Here is a 19,973-nt window from a genome sequence, read left to right on the forward strand (position 1 = left end):
TAAGAGTATATGATATGCTCGGACAGGAAGTTGCAACACTGTTCTCAGGTAATGCAGCAGCCGGTACACATACATTAAACTGGAACGGGCTTGACCTGAATGGAAAAGCAGTAGCCAGCGGTAACTACATCTACAAGATGACCGCAGGTGACTTTGTTCAGTCAAAGAAAATGGTTTACTTAAAGTAAAATAATAAATCCGCCTCCCTGAAAAAGGGAGGCGGAAGTTCTAATAATTTTTTCAGGGATTAAAATGAAAAAATATTTCAGATAGTATTGTTAGTCGCAGTGTTTGCATCACTTGCAAACGCACAGCTTGTGTATGATTCTGTACGTGTAACCGATCAGGTTGGCGGCTCTAAGTGGCTTGTATTTGGTATTGACCCGACTGCAACCGACGGCATTGACCTTGCACTTGGTGAAGGACTTGTTCCGCCATTCCCTCCTACTGGTGCTTTTGAAGCAAGATTCTTTTTACCCGAAAATAATTTTTCAGGAACAGCCGCAAGCTGGAGAGACTTCCGCTTTATGGACAGTGTTCCTTACTGGGGAACAAAAGAGTTCAGGCTTGCTTATCAGCCAGGTACAGGTTCACCGGGTATGAGGATTGAATGGAACTGGCCTGCAAGCATTACTGGCGTACTTCAGGATCTGTTCGGTGGTGTGCTGATAAATATACCAATGTCAGGCACAGGATTTTTTAATGTTACTCCTGCACTCGACAGGTTAAAGATGGTTGTAACTTATGACAGTTCACTTTCAGTTGAACTTACATCATTCGGCGCATCGGTAAAAGGCAGCACTGTACAGCTAAGCTGGCAGACTTCTTCAGAAATAAATAACCTTGGTTTTGATGTTGAAAGAAAATCAGCAAATACAACCTGGCAGAAAATAGCTTTTGTCAGAGGCGCAGGAAGCACCACATCAGCACAGTCATACTCATATGTTGATGAGGACGTAACAACAGGCACATACACTTACCGCTTAAAGCAGATTGATTTTGACGGTACATCAACCTACTCGAAAGAAGTTGAAGTTGATATGGCTGTAAGTGATTTTCATCTTTACCAGAACTATCCAAACCCGTTCAACCCATCTACTGCGGTAAGGTTTTCAGTACCAACTGAAGGTCTTGTAACAGTTAAGGTTCACGATATGCTTGGTCAGGAGATAACAACTTTGTTTTATGATAACGCATCAGCGGGTGTGCATACACTTAGCTGGAATGGTAAGGACAGTAACGGCAATGACGTTAGCAGCGGAAGTTACATCTGCAGGCTTACGGCTGGTGAGTTTACACAGTCCGTTAAAATGATCTTTTTGAAGTAAGGGAGTTTCTCTCTCTCGAGCTGTCCTCAATAGATTTTTATAGGATGGGTGGATTAGTGATTTTGTTCTCTCTCCTACCTTCGACAACTATTGGGGCAGCTCATTTTAATGAGCCTGGCTGATTGGATTTAAGTCTATCGGGATTGTGGAGAGGTTTTGATATGACTATAAAAGTTTTAATTCACATTTAACATAAACATAACAGAAGGTAAGTATGAGAGTCATAACTATCCTATTATTTTTCGTCTGCTTTATTTCAACATTACAAAGCCAGCAAACCCCGGTTATTATGGATTCACTTATAATCCGCGACACAGGCGGAAATTCCCGCACGTTAAATTTTGGAATTGATCCAACAGCATCTGATTCGATTGATATGCATCTGGGTGAAGCATTGCTTCCTCCATTCCCTCCCGGATTCGAAGCCAGGTATTATCTGCCAAAAAATAATTTTGATGGTACATACGGGTCCTACTCGGATTTCAGACAGGGCACAGCACCATTCACAGGGTCTGTTGAACATAGAATCAGGATGCAGAAAGGAGCCAGTGACACTGTACTCTTTGAATATAATTTACCCGCATCAATTAATATTCGTCTTCAGGATGGAATTGTAGGTACATTATTAGATACAATGCTGACCGGATCAGGCTCTTATATGAATCCTAACCCGCTATTGTATGAACTTTTTAAGGTAACCGTTATTTATGATAATACAACAGATATAAATGAATCTGACAATGTTGTCGATGACTATGCACTACTTCAGAATTATCCGAATCCATTTAATCCATCAACCACAATTTCATTTAAGCTTAAAGAAAATTCATTTGTAAAAATACACTTATATAATGTGCTTGGCAAAGAAGCGGGTGTTATAACCGAACAGTTTTATTCTGCGGGATTTCATTCAGTTAACTTTGACGCATCAGATCTTGCAGCGGGAGTTTATTACTACAGGATAATCTCCTCGAACTTTTCAGAAACAAAAAAAATGGTTTTACTCAAATAATAATTTTATCTACTCCGGATTACTGTGACAATAAAACAAATAGATGGTGAGATCATTGTAGATCTCACCCTCCGTAATAACGTGAAATTAAAAAATCCATCCATAGCTGACGGACTAATATTACTTGATACTTCATATAAAATTGAACTGAACAAAACTTTTCCCAAGTACAAAACAAGAATCAGTAACCATGCTGTAGATGTGTATTATCTTTACTGCACCTGCAAGACCTACCGTGAATCAATAAAAAAATATCCCAAAAGAGATATTCGCAGAATCTGCAAGCATCTATTCCTTGCTATCTCTTCTAAATTTATTGACAGGTATGATGAGCTGACAAAACTTCTGATCGAATCAAAATTCTGGTACTCCCATAATGAAATTTTTAAACTAAGTCTGAACAATGAAATTATTTATATAGCATTTTCTTTTGAAAAAGAACTCGCAAATCTTTTCCTGAAACGTAATGAATGGCAATTATTTCCATTCGATATCAATACAAAGGATTGGAAAAAAGATGTCTCATCCAGTCTTGCAGAAACTGAAATAAAGTTGATTAAAAATTTCATTCTACGTTTTTATAAAGACTGGAAAAACGAACAGAATCCAACAATCTGATTACTTCAATATTAAATTTTTTCAAAAGGTTGATTTTAAATATCAGTTGAATAATTTGGGGTTACTTTTTTCAAGGAATCTTAAATGACTGCTAATCAAAATCACAATTCATTCACACGTAAAAACCTGAATTTTATAGACAAGTCAGAGGTTAACGAGCCCGATGTTTCCAAACTGCATAAGGATAATCTTTCTTCATTAAGCAGTCAACCAGGCAGAGGTAAAAAAATAAACAGAACTCTTGAGCGGCTAAAATATTTTGAAGATCTCGAGTATCGCAAAATTCTTATTATGAGGGAAATCAATAAAGAAAAGTAAGTACTTACTGTTTTTAATAAACTACTGCTTCCGATAATTCAATCCCATCTTCATATCCAACTAATTTAATCTGCTGCGGCTTTAAGATTAAAGGCGACATAGTAAAATCCCTTATGCTGTGAACTTCGGTACTTATTCCTTCATCAGTAACATTAATGAAGTTTACTGCAATAGAATTTTTAGCGGCTGATTTAATACTACCACCGCTGTTGCTGAACCTGATTCCTTTCCTGTGGTATTCAATCGATTCGTGTAAATGTCCGTGCAGCACAAGATTAACATTGTACTGATTAAACAAGTTGAACAATCTTCCTTTCTTACGCAGCTTCATTGTTTGTTTTTCTATGCCCTGCCAGAATGTTGAAGCAGATTTCTTTTTATTAATTTTTAATTTGTTAAAGTAATGATGAATTAATACGATCTTGTTTTTTACAGACTGGTTTGATTCAAATATTCTTACCACATCATTAAACTGATGTATATCCACTTCACCATTTGATGCAAACGGATTTTTAACTTTGGAATATCTTGCTATAGAATTTATTCCTGTAACAAGTGTATCATTGATAATTTTTGCGAACGGGAAATGGGATTCTTCAGATTTGTACACGCAGTTTTCAAAAGTCTCCTTGAAATAACTGACAAATAAATTTATCATCGAATCGTAGTCAACCATTTTACATCTTTCCGGAAAACTGAAGATATCCTCCGCTGTCTGCAGTCCTCCAAAAATATCATGATTCCCGATTACGATTGACATACGTTCTGAATCAAGCAATCCATTCTTCTTGAACAGGTTTCTTAAAATTTCAAAATCTTTTTCAGAGGCATTGTCTGTTAAATCTCCCGTGATGACAAGATGATCCGTTCCGTTTTCGACAGAATATTTAATCAGTTGTTTTATTTGCTTTAAATTTGAATCACTGTAAAATGTATTCAGGTGCAGGTCGGAAATGTGAGCAATTTTCATATTGGATTTATATAATCAACCATTATCTAAGAATTTTCGAATAATAATTTTTTTGTGTTTTGATCAAAGTAATCATACAGTTTCTGTCGGAAGATTTTGTTTTAATCTGAACCTTTGAATAAAGTTAAGCTTGGTGCTGTAAACAGGCATGATGAATACCCTTGCTTTTTTTTCTTCCTGAAGAAGTTCTTCTGCTTCAAGCGCAATGTTATAAGCTGAAGTTCCGCCGTTCTGAAGCGGTAACAATTTTTTTAATTCGTTTATATCAAAAGCGCTGTGTACTTCTTTATTCAGAGCAAGACCGATAAATGCAACTGAAGAAAATCGTGTTATCAGAACATCACTATTGGCAATCATCTCACCGATTTCACCATCTGTGTAAACTAAAGAACCGGGCGCATAGTTTTCGATTTCCCAGATAGCTCTGTCAAAATTTTCATTCGGATGAAGTTTAAATATCAGTTTCCTCCCCCCAGCTATTTCAACTGCTTCTTCGATAAATTTTTGTCTGTTTTCAAACTTGTAAGTTTCCCTGCTGTCTGATGTTGCAACCAGCACAAAATTTCTATGAGGAAAATCATTCTTCAGATAAACTGCACAGTCATCAAAATTTGGTATTCCGGTGACAACAATCTTTTCAGGGTTAACGCCTTTGTTGATGAAATGTTCTTTATACCCTTCCGATGCGACACAGAATTTTGAATAATCATCACTGAGTCCGGTTGTGGAAGTACTGGCAATCCAGCGCGGCAGTTTTAATTTTTTAACGAGATGATAAGCAATATTTTCAGGATCGGTCATTCCCTCCTGAACAAGTATTATTGATTTGCTTCTGATATTATTCGGGATGATAAGATCGCTGCAGGTAAACACAAGATCATAATTGTGTCCCTCTCCATGCATATCAATTTGTAAATTTTGAAAGCGAAGATACGCAAGTGTACTCGATCTGAATTTACCGCCAAGTATAGTGTTTGATAAAAGTTTTGTCTGTGAAAAGCGGTTTATTAATCCATCGGCATAATATGGGGTGAAGAAACAATCATGATTTTCAAGATGCTGAGATATCCGGTGCATCATTTTTGTCTGGTTTAATGACCCACATATAAAAAGTATTTTATTTATAGCCATAGTACGCCTCAATTTATTTTCGCCCGAAACATAGCTCTACCATATTAAGCCAGTATTAACTGAATATTAATGATTTATTAACATCAGGCATTTTATCCATACTTTTTTGTCTTCCACATAGCTAATAATCCCTCAACTTTTACCGTTAAAAACCGATAATTAATCAGCATAAAACATTATGCTGACATAAAAGGATTTTAAAAGGATTTAAACTCAGCAGGGGAAAAAATGAGAAAATCATCAGGGATGATGGCTGTAATGCTTTTAGCATTACTAATGATTACTGTTTCATACTTCAATTCTTATTCACAACCAATTAACAAGTCAACGGAGCAAGGCGGCATTTTAAAATTTACCGAAGAAACTGTTCAGAGTGAATCAGGAAGTTCAGGCAACATCAGCAAAATACTTCTGACCTCTTACAGCGGCAGACCACTTAAGGCAATGCAATTTAATATTATCGTAGGGAAAGATGGTGGAAGTCTATTGTTGAAATCAGTCTCGAGAGGAACTGGTATCCCCTCTTCATCATTTTTATTTGACTATGAAATTTACAGAGGCACTTCTTTGGAAGACGGTTCTTCGATTGATACAATCAGAGTAGTCATTCTTGGAAACGGAACCAATGTGATTGAACCGGGAAACCTTGTTGAAATAATTTCTATCTCATACGACATTGTAAACACGAACAATCAACATTTTTTAACAAAGTTATCATTAACGGGAGTTCTTGGTGCCACTAGTTCTCCTGTTGAAAATGCAAATATCGAAGCCGGTGAAGATCAGGTTATCTATCTTACCGGATCAACTCTAAAGCCTGAAGAAGGATCAACACTGCGCCAGAATTATCCTAATCCGTTTAACCCCGCAACAACAATTAATTTTACATTAAATAATCCGGGCAAAGTAACATTAAAGATTTTCAATTCAGTCGGAGAGGAAATCGCAACACTGATTGATGGAATAAAGGAAAGCGGAGAATATACAATTACTTATAGTGCTGAAAGTCTGCCCAGCGGAGTTTATTTATATCAACTGATTACTGATAATTTTATACAGACAAGAAAGATGATTTTGATGAGATAAAAAACATCAAAGAAAATTAATTTTTTATTTAAGCAGGACCATTTTCATTGATTTGATAAATTGTCCGGCTTCCATTCGATATATGTACACACCACTCGAAACGTTCTGTCCGAGATAATCAGTCCCGTTCCAATTAATAACGTACACACCTTTTAAAGCTTCTTCATTAAACAAAGTATTAATTTCCTGACCTAAAAGATTAAATACTTTTACTTTTACCATCCCATCTTCTGGAACCGAAAATTTGATTTGAGTAACAGGGTTAAATGGATTCGGAAAGTTTTGTTCTAATCTATAATCACCGGGAATTGTATTTAATGAAACAGTAAGTGTACTTGTTGCGTTGACAATCCTGATTTCATCACCTGAACTCAGGCGGCTGTATATATTTCCTTTTGCTTCATCGAAGATATTAATTTCAATATTGCTTACGCTTACAGTTAAGGGGAACTCCACGCCGCTCAATTGTATTTTATGAAACTCACTATTTAATGACTCGACAAATCCTCCGTTGCTGAATCTTATATCATACATTCCTTCAAACGGAACGGGCGGCATAAAATATTTTGATACATCAGTATTTTGAGGCGCTAAATACAGTTCCGAACTTTTCCCGGAATTATCTGTGATTACAATTTTTCCCCAATCACTTTTAATATTATTATTTACGATCCCGGATTTTTGAAAAGCTGGATCAGGAAGATTCACCAATCCGCCGGAGGATAAATAAATAAAATATCCATAACCAGGTACAAGTGTATTTGCAATTCGATACCCGCTATTGTAGGAATACACAAACCCGGATTGCAACCCCGCGGGCGTTGTTGTAATTGAAGCAGTATTAACTGTATAATCGTAAGTTCCGATTAAATTCCATCCCTGGAAAACTGATATAGGTTGATTTGTTATATACTGAATTCCTTCTGAAGGCCACTCATCACCGGTATTATAAATTGTGTAGCCGATATTTTTCAGCCAATAGCCTGTTCCAGGTTCAACTGTATTAACTGATTGGAACCCTCCGTTTATTGCATATACGCCTGCGTTCGGATCGCGGTTAATCCACCAGGTATTGATACTTTGATTTATTGGGTGAAGACCGGGGATTGAAACTAAGTTCCATCCATCGTAAACCGGAACAGTCAATGAAAAACTTGTCGGGTTAGAAAGATTAAGATGATTATCAGGATTTGTTATATCCTGAAATGTACTTCCTGTAAGTATTGTATTTATCAATCCAATGAAACGCCACCGGATATTTATTTCATTGTTAGTGAACGGAACTGTATTAGTCAGTCTGAATCTTCCAACTTTTTTCTGGGATTGAGTTATAAGCTCAGATTCAGCAAACGAGGCAAATGTTAAAACATATGAACCGTATGTGCTTATCAGACCAACAGCTGTTAATGGCGGGAGATAAAGTAATTCTGATGTTCCCTGAAGGTAGATAAAATTTAAGCTTCCGTTATTTATAACAGACTGACTAAATGACAAAGCGCATTGATATGATGTAAGATGAAAATTCTGGTTAACACTTTTGATGAATACATCAAATTCATATACAGTATTTGATACTCTCTCAACATTGGCAACACTCATCTGGTACTGAGGCTGAGCGGATATTTCTGCACAATAGAGTATTACAATAGCTGAAAAAAGTACAATAATTTTAAACATATACTTTTAGAACACTTAAGTGTTTAATAAATCTTATTTGAATTTTGGATAAATATTAAGATGACTCGAAAGCCTATAGCGGAGTTGTTTCCGGCAAACAGGACTCTTTTATACTTGCTGAAAATACAAACAAAATCATCATAACAAAAACAATATTTATCTGGTTTTATTTAAGAAAAATCATGGCTTTTACCTTTACTGAACCTGCTGTTTCAAGACTATAAAGATAAATCCCCGATGAAAGATTTCCGGGTTTAAATTCCACTTCATGTAATCCGGCGGCAAATAATCCATCCGCCAGGCTTTTAACTATTTCACCTGTTATGTTGTAGACATTCAGCTTAAAATAACCGGGAGCTGATATATAAAAATTAATTTTAGTCCCGGGATTAAACGGGTTTGGATAATTCTGATAAAGAACAAAATCAGCAGGAAAATGTTTTACCTCTATTTCAATTTCAGGCGAATAAGTTGATGTGCCATCATAGTCAATTTGTTTTAAACGATACTTATAAAGTCCGGAAGAAACAGCGGCATCAATAAAGGTATAGATGTTTTGTTCAGTTGTGGTACCACTGCCATTTACAAATCCTATTTTCTGCCAAATAATTTCAGTGGTTAGTTTATTTAAGTTTGCTCGCTCAATTTCAAATCCGTAATTATTAGTTTCAGTGGAAGTTTCCCAGTTTAAATTTATTCCCTCTTCAGATTGTACTGCATTAAAAGCAATTAATTCAACAGGAATTGCGTTCTCATAATTCATAATGATAAGAAATTGCCCCAATGAAAAATACTGAGGCGGAAAAGAAAATGTGCCGGAGTCAGTCAGAGTTTCATTTAATATAATACCTCCAAAAAGATCCTGAACTACTGCTGAAACTCCCTCAGGAAAATTCCAATCCAGGTTAAGTGCTGTTGCAGTAGAATGCATCTGGTATCTGACCCTGTGAATCTTCTGACCAGTATATGGAAGTATACCAAATCTGAAGTCTTTAAATGAAAGTATAAAGTCACCAGTCAGTGGCAACTCAAGCAATGTTTTAAAGATGTCTACAGGAGGACAATCCGTTTTTATAAAGAAATGATATGTACACAGAAGAGCATATTCACCCAGATGCATATCTATTGCATCTGTGGCTGTTGAATCAAGTCCCACCGTAAGTACTTGTGAGCTAAATGGAGGATTTGAGTTGTCCCTCAGACGGAAAGGTATTTCCAGATTTGCTTCACGCAATTCGACTTGCGGATGTATCTCATAAATACATAACCAAAGGACGACAAACAGAAATAAGATTTTCATCTTTGTGCCTCCAAATATTTTTTTGACTCTTTCTTAAATAAAAAATTTCTTCTTCAATAAGTGATTATCAATATCTGCTCTATCAATCATGAATAATTTATTGACCCGAATTTCATTCGGGTCAATAAATATTATTCTAACTTTACTTCAGCATTATCATCTTTTTGGTTTGAACAAATTCACCTGCAGTCATTCTGTATATGTAAGAGCCTGAGCTGATCTGCTGACCTGAATTATTTAAACCATCCCACTGAACTTTGTATGTTCCGCCTTCTACCTGTCCTGAGAAAAGAGTTCTTACTTCCTGACCAAGCATATCATAAATTTTTATAACAACATCGCTTGTTTGCGGAACATCAAATTGTACCGTTGTAGCAGGATTAAACGGATTCGGATAGTTCTGTTCTAACGCAAACTTATCAGGAATAATGTCAGCGGATACAAGCAGCTTGGTCACAGCAGAATTTGTTATAACCAGTTCACCACCGGTTTTCATTCTTTCGTTAAATATTTTACCTGATTCATCCTGAAGTTTTATGTTTGCGTTCTCCAATCTTACAGTAACAGGATATTTCATTCCGTTTAATTCAATTGACTTACTACCTTCTTTAAGATTTTCAGCAAGTCTTCCGCTTCCAAATCTTACATCAAAAGCGCCTGCAGGCGGTGATGGTGGAAGCAGGTAATGATTCAGGTTCACTTCGTCATTAACAAGATATAAAGTCAGATTTTTTCCTGAAGCATCTGTAACAATTATTTTACCCCAGTTAGATTTATCAACCTGTTTTGCAACCGTGACAGATTCTATCGTTGTCGGAATATTTATAACACCACTACCGCTTAAAAGTACCCAGTATCCATATCCGGGTTCAAGATTAACAGGATTGAAATAAGCACCGTTCCATCCGTAAATTGTATTTGAAACAATAAGTCCGGAAGGTGTTGTTGTAAGTGATGCAACAGGAACACTCTGTTCATAAGCACCGATCATGTTCCACCCTTCACTAACAACAACCGGATTATGTGCGACGATTTCAATACCACCGGCTGGCCACTCATCTCCGGTATTGTAAGTATTGGCACCGTTGTGCAGCATCCAGTAACCCTCTCCCTGTGTTGTCAATGAAACTGCAGAATAAGAACCTGACCATTTATAAACATCCGCAAGCGGATTTCTGTTTGGCCACCATGTATTTACATTCTGATTTACAGGATGATTGCCGGGTGCAGAAACCATATTCCATCCATCAGTTACATTTACAGAAAGTTGAAAAGTTGATTGCGATGAATTCGGTATCCAGGTATTTGCGACTCTTAATCCGCCAATAACCTGTGTAGAAGCATTAGAAGAATTACCCTGCCTGAATGCAAACATACCAAGTTCCAGTGCATCTGTTCCGGTATCCGTCTGAGTAATATCAGCAGCTGGTTCTGTTCCATCAAGTACGGGGTTGATCCATAATTTAACTTCATCATCCGTTGTTGTTACATCGTTAAAAGTATACTTAACAACAACAAGATAGGTTGTATTGAGTGCATAACTGAATGGTGTATATACAGCAGAGGTATTAACATTTTTAGCTACCCCGAATGCAATATTATTTGACGCATCTGCTTTGACAAATATTTTTCCAAAAAACAGAAGCGTGGAATTTTCAGGCGCGAAATGGAAAATATAATCTCCGTTAAGCTGAGCAGCCGATACATTAATCATGAACGAAGCATACACACTATTACTTGTAACAGAACTGAATGCCCTGTTCACATCCTCACCTGAAGAGGTAGAAGTTATAGAATTACCCGTGGCTGAATTAATATAACCGGTGTATGTAAGTGAGGAATCATTAACCAAAATAACATTTGTTCCACCTGCGCTATGCGCCACCCAACCGTTAGCTGTTAATGCTGTACCGGGTACATACTCAAAGTTATCTGTGATGGGTAAAGCAGGTGTAGATGCCGTTGTAAGAGTGAATTGAGGTACTGTACCATCTGTTTTATAATTAATGACGGTACCTGAATTAGTGTAAGGATAAATTTTGAAATAGTATGGTGTAACCGAATTACCTCCAAAAGAATATGCTTGCACACCGGCAGTAATATTTTGCACAAAGAAACTGTTGTTCTCCGGTGTACCATCAACAGGATCTATGATGGAAGCAAAATCAACATCACTGGCTTTTACAAGGTATCCATCAGGTGTAGTTGAACCAACGGCATCAACCCAGCTTAAATTAATAAAATGGTATGCAGGATTTCCGGCAACACCATTAAATGCTGTAACATGATTTGAAGGTTCCGGTTTTACAACAGCGCCATTACAGCTAACATTTATCGTTGTGGCTCCGCCGCCTGCATTTGAAATATTTTCTGCATTATAGAATCCACCGGGTAACCCGGCTTTAAGTCTTACATAAACTGTTGCATTTAGTGCAGCGCCGGTATAACCAACATTTACACTCGAACTGAAATTTGTATTGTCAGTGGATACTTCATAATTAGTTGAACCTGTGACAACGATATCGCCTGATGCGGGCGTTAATTCACTTCCACTTAATACATAACTCTGAGATGGAGAAGGTCCGCCTCCGATAAAATATGTAAAGTTTGAAAGTGCTGATGGTAACGCTGAAAGTGTAGGTCCGGTAGGGGCTGAGAATAAATCTTCCCAGGATTTAGCTACTCTTATTCCATCTGCTATTAAACTTGGTGATGTTGAAGCATTTCCCTGTCTTAATCCAACGGCATCAATAACATCCTGTCCCGCTGTTCCTATGTTTAATAATTCAGGTGCACCGGCAGCTATTTCAGTTGCAGGAATTCCTGAAGAGATGACCCACACTGCAACACTATCATTACCGCCTGTGTTGATAGAATATTTTCCGACAATCAAGTATGTCTGATTTTTTGCGAAATTGTTTGTGCCGTATGTAGCAGTTGAAGTATTCGAGATACCAATGTTAACCTGATCTGATACAACCCTTGCAAATAATCTTGCAGAGAATAAAGTAAATGAAGTTGAAGTAACTCTGTTACCTAAATGGAAAAAATAATCTCCCGTCTTGGAAATTGCCGCTTCATTTACATTTAAAAGAAATGAAAAGTAAACTGAATTTTCCTGGACTGAATCCGCAAGTGCACGATTTACATCCTCACCACCTGTGTTGTTAACTAAAACAGCATTTCCAACTGCGGTGCCGGGATAACCAGCATAAGTTAATCCGGTTGTGGTTGAAAGTGCATTTGTACCGCCACCGCTGTGTGCTGTCCAGCCATTTGCCGTTAACAATCCTGTGAATTCAAAATTCTCAACTAACAATGGTTGGTCAAGAATAAAATCTATTGTGCTTATCTCCGCCGGTAATCCTGTACCATTATCCCATCCATACACCCTGGTATAAGGTACAACTGAAGTTTTCCAGGAAGGGACAAAATAATTACTGCTGAAAGAAGCAGCAGATGTTTGCAATCTGAATCTTTGTAACCTTAGATTCTGACCGGGAGGAACAACACCATTTGAACCGGGCATGTTTGATGATGTCCTTAAAATATTCGGACTTGTTATTAATGCAGACGGCGGTTGCGCTCCCGTGGGGAACGAACTGTATCCCGGCACAATTGAAAAGGTAGGTGTTCCGCTATTTAAAAATGAAGGATCATAAGTCCATGCCATACTGCCGTGACTATAGGTCCAGCTTGTGGCTCCGTTATTTTTAACATAGACATCAAAAGTCAATGAGTTTGATGATTCAAAAATGATGTTAGAAACTGATACTTCACATTGCTGTGAGAAGACTCTAATGTTTCCGAGCCCAATCAACATCAGTACAAAAAAGAAACCGGAGAAGAATTTTTTCATTTTGCTCTCTCTTTTATTAATAATTGAAAATTTCAGACCAATATTTTTTCACAGTTAATACTTATTTGACATAACCAGGCGGAGCCTTAATCTCAGCGCCTATTAAATTATTTTCATAAACTTTAATTACATCGTTAACACCTACCGTAAGGTCGCCATTTATATCAGCGGGAACATATCCTGTTAATCCTGTTGCATTCCCCGAGAACACAATCGATAGATCTTCCGAGTCAACAAAACCATCCTGATTCACATCCCCTGAAATAATACACCACTTATTCCCTACCTGTTTAAGATTATTTTGATAAGCAGAAGCGGATGATGAAGCAAAATCAAAAGCGAGTGAGTTGGAAGTAAATACTTGTGGTGACGAACTCCATGTTTCAATTGAATTACGATGTTTAAGAACAATGTAGTAAGGAACACCGTTCACTGCTGATGCAAAAGTTCCGCTGCCTGTTCCCGAACTATTAAGGAATATTTTTGTCTGATCGACCAGTGTATATGGATAAGTGCTTTCTCTAAGTTCAATTGTTACTGTATCCGGCACCATAGAAAATCCATTGTACATCCCTTCAATCAAAGCACTGAATGACGTTAACTGAAGCATTGACTGGTTAAATTCAAAGTCAGCATAAACAGGAAGATGATCGGACGCGTAATGAAGAGCATTGGCTATTGTTTGGGTTACCACATTATTCGGAGGTCTGTTGATAGAGTCATTATAGTGATTGCCGTCATTTCCGTAAACGGTATAAGTACCCGGTACATATTTTATCCCGCCCTCATCAATTACTGATTGAGACATGAGTATCATATCAAATCTGTCATCCATTCCGCCTGTAGCACCGCCCCCAAACGATCTTACTCTTGGTGATTGCGTATGAAATGCAGCATACTGCTGTTGACTCCAATCACCGCTTAACGGATTAATGTCAATTAAATAACCGGAACCGGACTGACTAACTAGTTTCTGATATGCAGGTTCACTCGCACCGTAAATATTATAATCGCCAACGACAATAAAGTTGGTTCCTGAATTGAGTGAGTTGGTTCGTTTTCTTAAACTATCTATTTCAGCAGCTCTCTGCTGCTCATTCGCGGAACCGCTGCTTGCCTTCAGGTGCAGTGAATAAATTATTAATGTATCTCCGGAAATATTATTCCGAAGTTTAAATTCATTTATATCTCTCAACTCAGTTTGTATCGGCGAATTACTCAGAAAGGTAAAAGATGCACTCTTATAAAAAATGGCATTGTCAGTATCAAAACCATCGATGAATTGACCGGCAGCATAGCCCGATGAAACAGAATTAAGTACATTGTTCAGAAATCCATTTACCCCTGCCTGCGAAGTCATTTCCTGAACGATCAGAATATCAGGCTGCAGGGTTGAAAAGATAGTGCGAAAATATGGATTACGTGTTGTTGTATCCGAACCCGGATAATTCAAAAGATTATATGACATAATCCTGTGCTGACTTTGTGCAGAGATGATCAATGTAAAATGAAGTACAAGAACCAGAATTTTAAATATCATTTTCATATTAACTATTAGTTGTCCTTTGCTTTATCAATATCAAACGGTTTTCTAATTTCAACTCCCTGCACACTGTTTTTGTAAACAATACCAAGGTCCAAAATCTCAGTCAGTCCATCACCGTTTACATCAGTTGTGTTGTAACCAGTTTCACCATTTATATTATCTATAAATACATCCTGCACATCGGCAAAGTTTATATAACCATCCTGGTTTACATCGCCTGAGTAAATGCACCACCGTCCGTTTACTTCAACAAGATTATTTCCAAAAGCCGCTGACTGCGAGGACGTAAAATCATAAACAAGAAAATTATTTGTAAATGAGATGGTGCTATTACTCCATGTTTCAATGGCGTTACGATGTTTTATTGCCAGGTAGTAAGGTGTATTCATCATTGCCGATGTGAATACTCCGCTTCCCAATCCATCACTGTTTAACGGAACATTAGTTTGATCAACCAAGGAATGCGGATAAAAACTATTTCTTAGTTGAACCAACACGGTATCTGTCATCATTGCACTGCCGTCATACATACCTTCAATCAATACAGTAAGTTGTGAGAGTTGGAGCGGTTCATAATAAGCGACTGTTGCTGAATTACTATAACCGCTAAAAGTTCCACCAGAGTATGCATATACACGGTATGTATAAATCTCGCCGGGATTTAAATTGATATCAATGTAGGTTGATTGATCTGCACCAACTGAATCAATAGCCGCAAAATTGGAGGAAGCAGTTTTACGTTCGATAATAAACCCTGATTCATTTACTGAATTATCATTCCAAGAAAGTTCAATCTCTCCTGATGATACTGCAGAGGCATTAAGATTGGATGGAGCAATGATTGCAGCAGTAGGAGTGAATCTAAAAATTTTATCATTTGATCCTGAGAACGCGCAGATGTATAATTCATTATTCTGATCAACACCGAATGACACGGGTGATGCTGCTGCAGTTAGCAATAAAATACTTGATGGCTCATTTATTCCATCATACTCCAGAGCCCAGACTTTTTTTGAGCCATAATCTGAATAGATATATTTGCCGTAGAGTCCGGGTAGATTTGGTCCGCGGTAAACATAACCGCCTGTTACCGAATAACCCTCACTTCTCGGATAAACCCAAATTGGTGATTCATAGATATCATTGCAGTCAGTTAAATCGTAGGGAATATTTCCTTCATAACATCTCCACCCATAGTTCTTTCCTGATTCAACGATATCAATTTCTTCAAGTGTCCATTGTCCTACATCCGCACACCATAACCTGTTTGTTTCAAAATCAAAACTGAACCGCCATGGATTTCTAAACCCAAGCGCATAGATCTCTTCTTTATAACCCTGAGTATTTCCGGCAAACGGATTTGTAACAGGAATTGAGTAATTGAGATTTCCCTGGGTTGAATTGACATCAATTCGTAAAATTTTTCCGAGCCATGATGATTTGTTTTGAGCCTGATTATCAGGATCTCCCTGGCTGCCGCCATCACCAAGAGCGATGTATAAAAAATTATCAGGACCGAATGACAACTGTCCGCCATTATGATTTGAATAAGGTTGCTCAATTGACATCAGTATAAGTTCAGAATTATTATCCGCAGAGTCCGGATTAGAACTGCTCACGCTGAATCTTGAAATCCTAGTATAGCGTGGATTGGTCACTGTGTAATTGACATAGAAAAAACCATTTGTTTCATAGTTGGGATGAAATGCCAGACCAAGCAAACCCATCTCGCCTCCCGAAGAAACACGATCGGTTATATCGAGAAATACTTTTGATTGAGTGACCGCTGAATTATTCTGAAAAACCTTTATCACTCCAGCCTGTTCGACAATAAAAATTCTGTCTGTTCCGTCACCTGCATGTTGAAGATCAACAGCATTCTGAAAACTCAGATTTGGGAATGCTTCCTGTAACAGGTATTGTGCATTAGATATATTATATGAAGCAACTGTCATGAAGAGAAAAAATAAAAATTTAAACCTGTTGGTAACCAATCGAACCTCGATATTGTAAATGATTGAGCATCAGCCTGCTGGCTGAGAAATTTATTATGTGTGACATCAATACTTATTTTTATTCTTTTTCCATTTTTTTCATTCGGGAAAATCAATAGGTCTTTTTCTTTCAATTCCTAAAACGCTGTTCAAAAATACTTTGCTTACATCATCAATTTCAGTGAATGAATCACCGTTAAGATCTGTTACTGAATTTCCGTTTACACCAATTATATTTTCTGTGAATACTGTATTCAAATCCTGGAAGTCAACAACTCCATCCTGGTTAACATCGCCGGAATAAATACACCAATTACCATTTATCAATTTCAGATTGTTACCGAATGCTTTAACTGAACCCGTGGTAAAATCATAAGTAAGTAAGTTAGCAGAGAATGATTGTGGTGAAGCACTCCATGTTTCAATTGAGTTTTTATGTTTAATGACGATGTAATATGGAATTGAATTTAATGCACTGTAAAATCTGCCTGATCCGTTTCCTGATTCATCGAGCGTAATTTCAGATTGATCAATTAATGAATACGGAAAACTACTGCTGCGCAGTTCAACAGTAACAGTGTCAATGGTCATCGATGTACCGTTATATAATCCTTCAATCAACGCTCTGAAAGAAGACAATTCAAGTATAGAAAAATAAGGCGATGTAAGTTTGTAAAATCCCCCTGACTGTGCAGCGAATACATTCATTGAATCAATAACGGCTACTGCGTAATTACTTGGTGTAAGCGTTGTTGTTATCCAGTTTGTTCCCCAGTCTTTTGTTATATATATATTACTTCCTGACCAGGTGCCGGTTGCTACAAAATCAGAATTACCCGGATGTATATGAACACCCCAGGTATTTATTCCAGTGAATCCGATTGTCACCCAAGTTTGACCATAATCAGTTGAACGTATTAGACCTCCTCCTCCAGCAAACTTTGTTGCCCATGCAGTACCAGGTCTGTTGAAGTCAACAGCAATAGTTGGTATTTCACCTGAAGTATTATAGGTATTAGTCCATGTTAATCCGTAATCAGTGCTTTTGAATATTCCTGTCCCGTTATCACCGACAAGTATGATGCTTGTGTCGGGAAATACTTTTATATCGCAGGGCGCGGAGTTGGCACCGACTGAAGTTGTCAACGTTGTCCATGTACTTCCAAAATCAGTCGACCTGTTAAAATTATTTCCGTTCATTAGATAAATCGAATCGGGATGAGATGGATCCTGAGTGGATGGTATTCCATAAAATGAAAATGAAAGATTATCCGCAGTTGTATTCCATGTCACTCCCTGATCAGTTGATTTAACAACTTTATAGTTCGTACCCTTATAAACAGAAGCCACAATTTCTCCGGGTCTGTCAGCATTTAAATGCAGACATTTGACTGCAGAGCATTGTGGAATTACAGAGCCAAACTGTGTAAACGTTTCGCCCCTGTCTGTACTTTTAAAGATCGAATTGGATGATCCGTAATAAATAATATTGTTATTCACCGGGTCAATTGATATCGGGTTACCTCTTCCGCCGCCGGTTAATTTCTGCTGCCATGAATATTGAGCAGTAAGTGAGATACTTAATAACATAAATAAATAAACTGATAATAAAGATTTAATCATATATCACTTTGGCTTAAATAATAATTCTGAAACTGTTGGTTTATTACTTTCCACCCCTGATATATAATTAATGAATACAATACTTAGATCTTTTATTTCGCAGTAGCTATCGCCTGTTATATCTGTATTAAGATAACCTACAGCACCCGAAACATTTGAAGCATAAACAGTATTAAGGTCTATCTGATTTACAACCCCATCCTGGTTAACATCGCCTGAATACAAACACCATTTAGTACCTGCAAGTTTCATATTGTTTCCGAATGCTTTTGATGAGGCAGTTGTAAAATCATAAGTCAGATTTGAATTGATGAAAGTCTGCGGTACGGCACTCCATGTTTCAATTGTATTCCTGTGTTTTACTGCAATGTAGTAAGGTGTATTATTCTCAGCATTGTAAAATGTTGCAGTTCCATTCCCCGAGTTACTTAAAAAAACTTTTGCTTCATCAACTAACGTAAATGGTGAAACGGATTCTCTTAACTCAACAGTTATTGTATCCTGAACCATTGAGCTTCCGTTATAAAATCCTTCTATTAAAGTTGTAACAGAAAGCTGAACTGATTGTGAATCAAAACTAAATGCAGCAATTACAGGCAGATGATCTGACGCATAGTGAAGTGCATCTGCAATCTGCTGCCCGACAGCAGTATTCGGCGGCTGATTAATAGAATCATTAAAATGATTTCCGTCGTTACCATAAGCCAGGTATGTTCCGGGGACAAAAGTTATTCCGCCTGAATTCATAATTGACTGTGACATTAGAATCATATCAAAACGATCATCAAGCCCGCCTGTCGCACCATCATTAAATGATCTTGTTCTGGTTGACTGCGTATGATGTAGTGCATAAGCACCATTGTTCCAAGTTCCGGGAAGATTGAACGGATCTCTGAAATATCCCGGCTGAGATTGATTTAATAATTTTTGATACGCTGCTTCATTGGCACTGTAAATATTAAAATCGCCAAGCACAATAAAGTTGGAATTGGGAGGCAGTGAGTTGGTTCGTTTTCTCAGACTGTCAACTTCTTCTGCGCGCTGCAAACTATCGGCACTTGTATCATTAGCTTTCAGATGAACAGCATAAATCCTCAGTGTATCATTTGTTGAATTGTGAACAAGTTTAAATTCATTAATATCTCTTAAAGGTGTTGCTATTGGTGTGTTACTTATAAAAGTAAACAAACTGCTTTTATAAAATATTGCCCTGTCAAGATCGGGACCGTTAATAAATGTCCCCGCTGCATAACCTGAAGACGAACTGTTGAGAATCTTGCTTAAGAAACTATCAACACTTGCCTGCGAAACAATTTCCTGAACAACTAAAATATCCGGCTGAATATTCTGGAATATAGTTCTGAAATACGGATTGCGTGATGTAGTATCTGTAAAAGGATAATTTAAAATATTATACGTCATTATAGTGTGCTGCGTCTGCGATGCAGCAGTGCCTGAAAGAATCAGTATCCCGAATAATATTTTAATTGATACTCTGTCCATTTTAAATT

14 protein-coding genes and 1 pseudogene are annotated in these 19,973 nt (G+C 37.4%); 6 read left to right on the plus strand and 9 right to left on the minus strand.

Features of this window, described 5'->3' with window-relative positions; translation table 11 throughout:
* The first annotated feature begins 14 nt into the window (after positions 1-14).
* The 5 genes from IPM56_13830 to IPM56_13850 all read left to right on the plus strand — a co-directional run bounded on the left by IPM56_13830 (position 15) and on the right by IPM56_13850 (position 3,276).
* Positions 15-188, plus strand: coding sequence for a T9SS type A sorting domain-containing protein (locus IPM56_13830; GenBank protein ID QQS38315.1), 174 nt, complete (start codon positions 15-17; stop codon positions 186-188).
* A gap of 87 nt (positions 189-275) precedes the next feature.
* Positions 276-1,328: a T9SS type A sorting domain-containing protein gene (locus IPM56_13835; protein QQS35318.1), complete on the plus strand. Its 1,053-nt coding sequence runs from the start codon at positions 276-278 to the stop codon at positions 1,326-1,328.
* Positions 1,329-1,542: 214 nt separating this feature from the next.
* On the plus strand, positions 1,543-2,340 hold the full coding sequence (locus IPM56_13840; GenBank protein ID QQS35319.1) for a T9SS type A sorting domain-containing protein: 798 nt from the start codon (positions 1,543-1,545) through the stop codon (positions 2,338-2,340).
* Between the two features lie 24 nt (positions 2,341-2,364).
* Complete coding sequence (locus IPM56_13845) at positions 2,365-2,958, plus strand: hypothetical protein (protein ID QQS35320.1); 594 nt, start codon at positions 2,365-2,367, stop codon at positions 2,956-2,958.
* Between the two features lie 84 nt (positions 2,959-3,042).
* Entirely contained in the window at positions 3,043-3,276 is a 234-nt protein-coding gene (locus IPM56_13850; protein QQS35321.1) for a hypothetical protein, read from the plus strand.
* 13 nt (positions 3,277-3,289) lie between these two features.
* On the opposite strand, the gene IPM56_13855 is transcribed toward IPM56_13850, so the two are convergent.
* Both IPM56_13855 and IPM56_13860 read right to left on the minus strand, forming a co-directional pair.
* Complete coding sequence (locus tag IPM56_13855) at positions 3,290-4,246, minus strand: metallophosphoesterase (GenBank protein QQS35322.1); 957 nt, start codon at positions 4,244-4,246, stop codon at positions 3,290-3,292.
* A 201-nt stretch (positions 4,247-4,447) separates the two neighbouring features.
* Positions 4,448-5,377 (minus strand): annotated as a pseudogene (locus IPM56_13860) (hypothetical protein).
* A 228-nt stretch (positions 5,378-5,605) separates the two neighbouring features.
* On the opposite strand from IPM56_13860, the gene IPM56_13865 reads away from it, so the two are divergent.
* A complete protein-coding gene (locus tag IPM56_13865) occupies positions 5,606-6,463 on the plus strand; it encodes a T9SS type A sorting domain-containing protein (protein QQS35323.1) in 858 nt (285 codons plus the stop codon).
* A gap of 24 nt (positions 6,464-6,487) precedes the next feature.
* Here the strand turns inward: IPM56_13865 and IPM56_13870 are convergent, their stop codons facing one another.
* From IPM56_13870 to IPM56_13900, 7 genes are all read right to left on the minus strand, one after another.
* Positions 6,488-8,140: a T9SS type A sorting domain-containing protein gene (locus IPM56_13870; protein ID QQS35324.1), complete on the minus strand. Its 1,653-nt coding sequence runs from the start codon at positions 8,138-8,140 to the stop codon at positions 6,488-6,490.
* 166 nt (positions 8,141-8,306) lie between these two features.
* Positions 8,307-9,440: a T9SS type A sorting domain-containing protein gene (locus IPM56_13875; protein ID QQS35325.1), complete on the minus strand. Its 1,134-nt coding sequence runs from the start codon at positions 9,438-9,440 to the stop codon at positions 8,307-8,309.
* A 142-nt stretch (positions 9,441-9,582) separates the two neighbouring features.
* On the minus strand, positions 9,583-13,299 hold the full coding sequence (locus tag IPM56_13880) for a T9SS type A sorting domain-containing protein (GenBank protein ID QQS35326.1): 3,717 nt from the start codon (positions 13,297-13,299) through the stop codon (positions 9,583-9,585).
* Between the two features lie 61 nt (positions 13,300-13,360).
* Positions 13,361-14,845: a hypothetical protein gene (locus IPM56_13885; protein QQS35327.1), complete on the minus strand. Its 1,485-nt coding sequence runs from the start codon at positions 14,843-14,845 to the stop codon at positions 13,361-13,363.
* A gap of 8 nt (positions 14,846-14,853) precedes the next feature.
* Entirely contained in the window at positions 14,854-16,839 is a 1,986-nt protein-coding gene (locus IPM56_13890; protein ID QQS35328.1) for a PQQ-dependent sugar dehydrogenase, read from the minus strand.
* Between the two features lie 99 nt (positions 16,840-16,938).
* On the minus strand, positions 16,939-18,462 hold the full coding sequence (locus tag IPM56_13895) for a hypothetical protein (protein ID QQS35329.1): 1,524 nt from the start codon (positions 18,460-18,462) through the stop codon (positions 16,939-16,941).
* 3 nt (positions 18,463-18,465) lie between these two features.
* Positions 18,466-19,965 carry an endonuclease/exonuclease/phosphatase family protein gene (locus IPM56_13900; protein QQS35330.1) on the minus strand — a complete coding sequence of 500 codons (1,500 nt, stop codon included), beginning with the start codon at positions 19,963-19,965 and terminating at the stop codon, positions 18,466-18,468.
* Positions 19,966-19,973: the final 8 nt, after the last annotated feature.

This window comes from Ignavibacteriales bacterium (genome assembly GCA_016700155.1).
Taxonomy (GTDB): Bacteria; Bacteroidota; Ignavibacteria; order Ignavibacteriales; family Ignavibacteriaceae.

Coding starts and splice junctions, on each gene's coding strand:
- IPM56_13830 (QQS38315.1), top strand. CDS start 15: ATGCTCGGACAGGAAGTTGCAACACTGTTCTCAGGTAATGCAGCAGCC.
- IPM56_13840 (QQS35319.1), top strand. CDS start 1,543: ATGAGAGTCATAACTATCCTATTATTTTTCGTCTGCTTTATTTCAACA.
- IPM56_13850 (QQS35321.1), top strand. CDS start 3,043: ATGACTGCTAATCAAAATCACAATTCATTCACACGTAAAAACCTGAAT.
- IPM56_13855 (QQS35322.1), bottom strand. CDS start 4,246: ATGAAAATTGCTCACATTTCCGACCTGCACCTGAATACATTTTACAGT.
- IPM56_13865 (QQS35323.1), top strand. CDS start 5,606: ATGAGAAAATCATCAGGGATGATGGCTGTAATGCTTTTAGCATTACTA.
- IPM56_13870 (QQS35324.1), bottom strand. CDS start 8,140: ATGTTTAAAATTATTGTACTTTTTTCAGCTATTGTAATACTCTATTGT.
- IPM56_13875 (QQS35325.1), bottom strand. CDS start 9,440: ATGAAAATCTTATTTCTGTTTGTCGTCCTTTGGTTATGTATTTATGAG.
- IPM56_13880 (QQS35326.1), bottom strand. CDS start 13,299: ATGAAAAAATTCTTCTCCGGTTTCTTTTTTGTACTGATGTTGATTGGG.
- IPM56_13885 (QQS35327.1), bottom strand. CDS start 14,845: ATGAAAATGATATTTAAAATTCTGGTTCTTGTACTTCATTTTACATTG.
- IPM56_13895 (QQS35329.1), bottom strand. CDS start 18,462: ATGATTAAATCTTTATTATCAGTTTATTTATTTATGTTATTAAGTATC.
- IPM56_13900 (QQS35330.1), bottom strand. CDS start 19,965: ATGGACAGAGTATCAATTAAAATATTATTCGGGATACTGATTCTTTCA.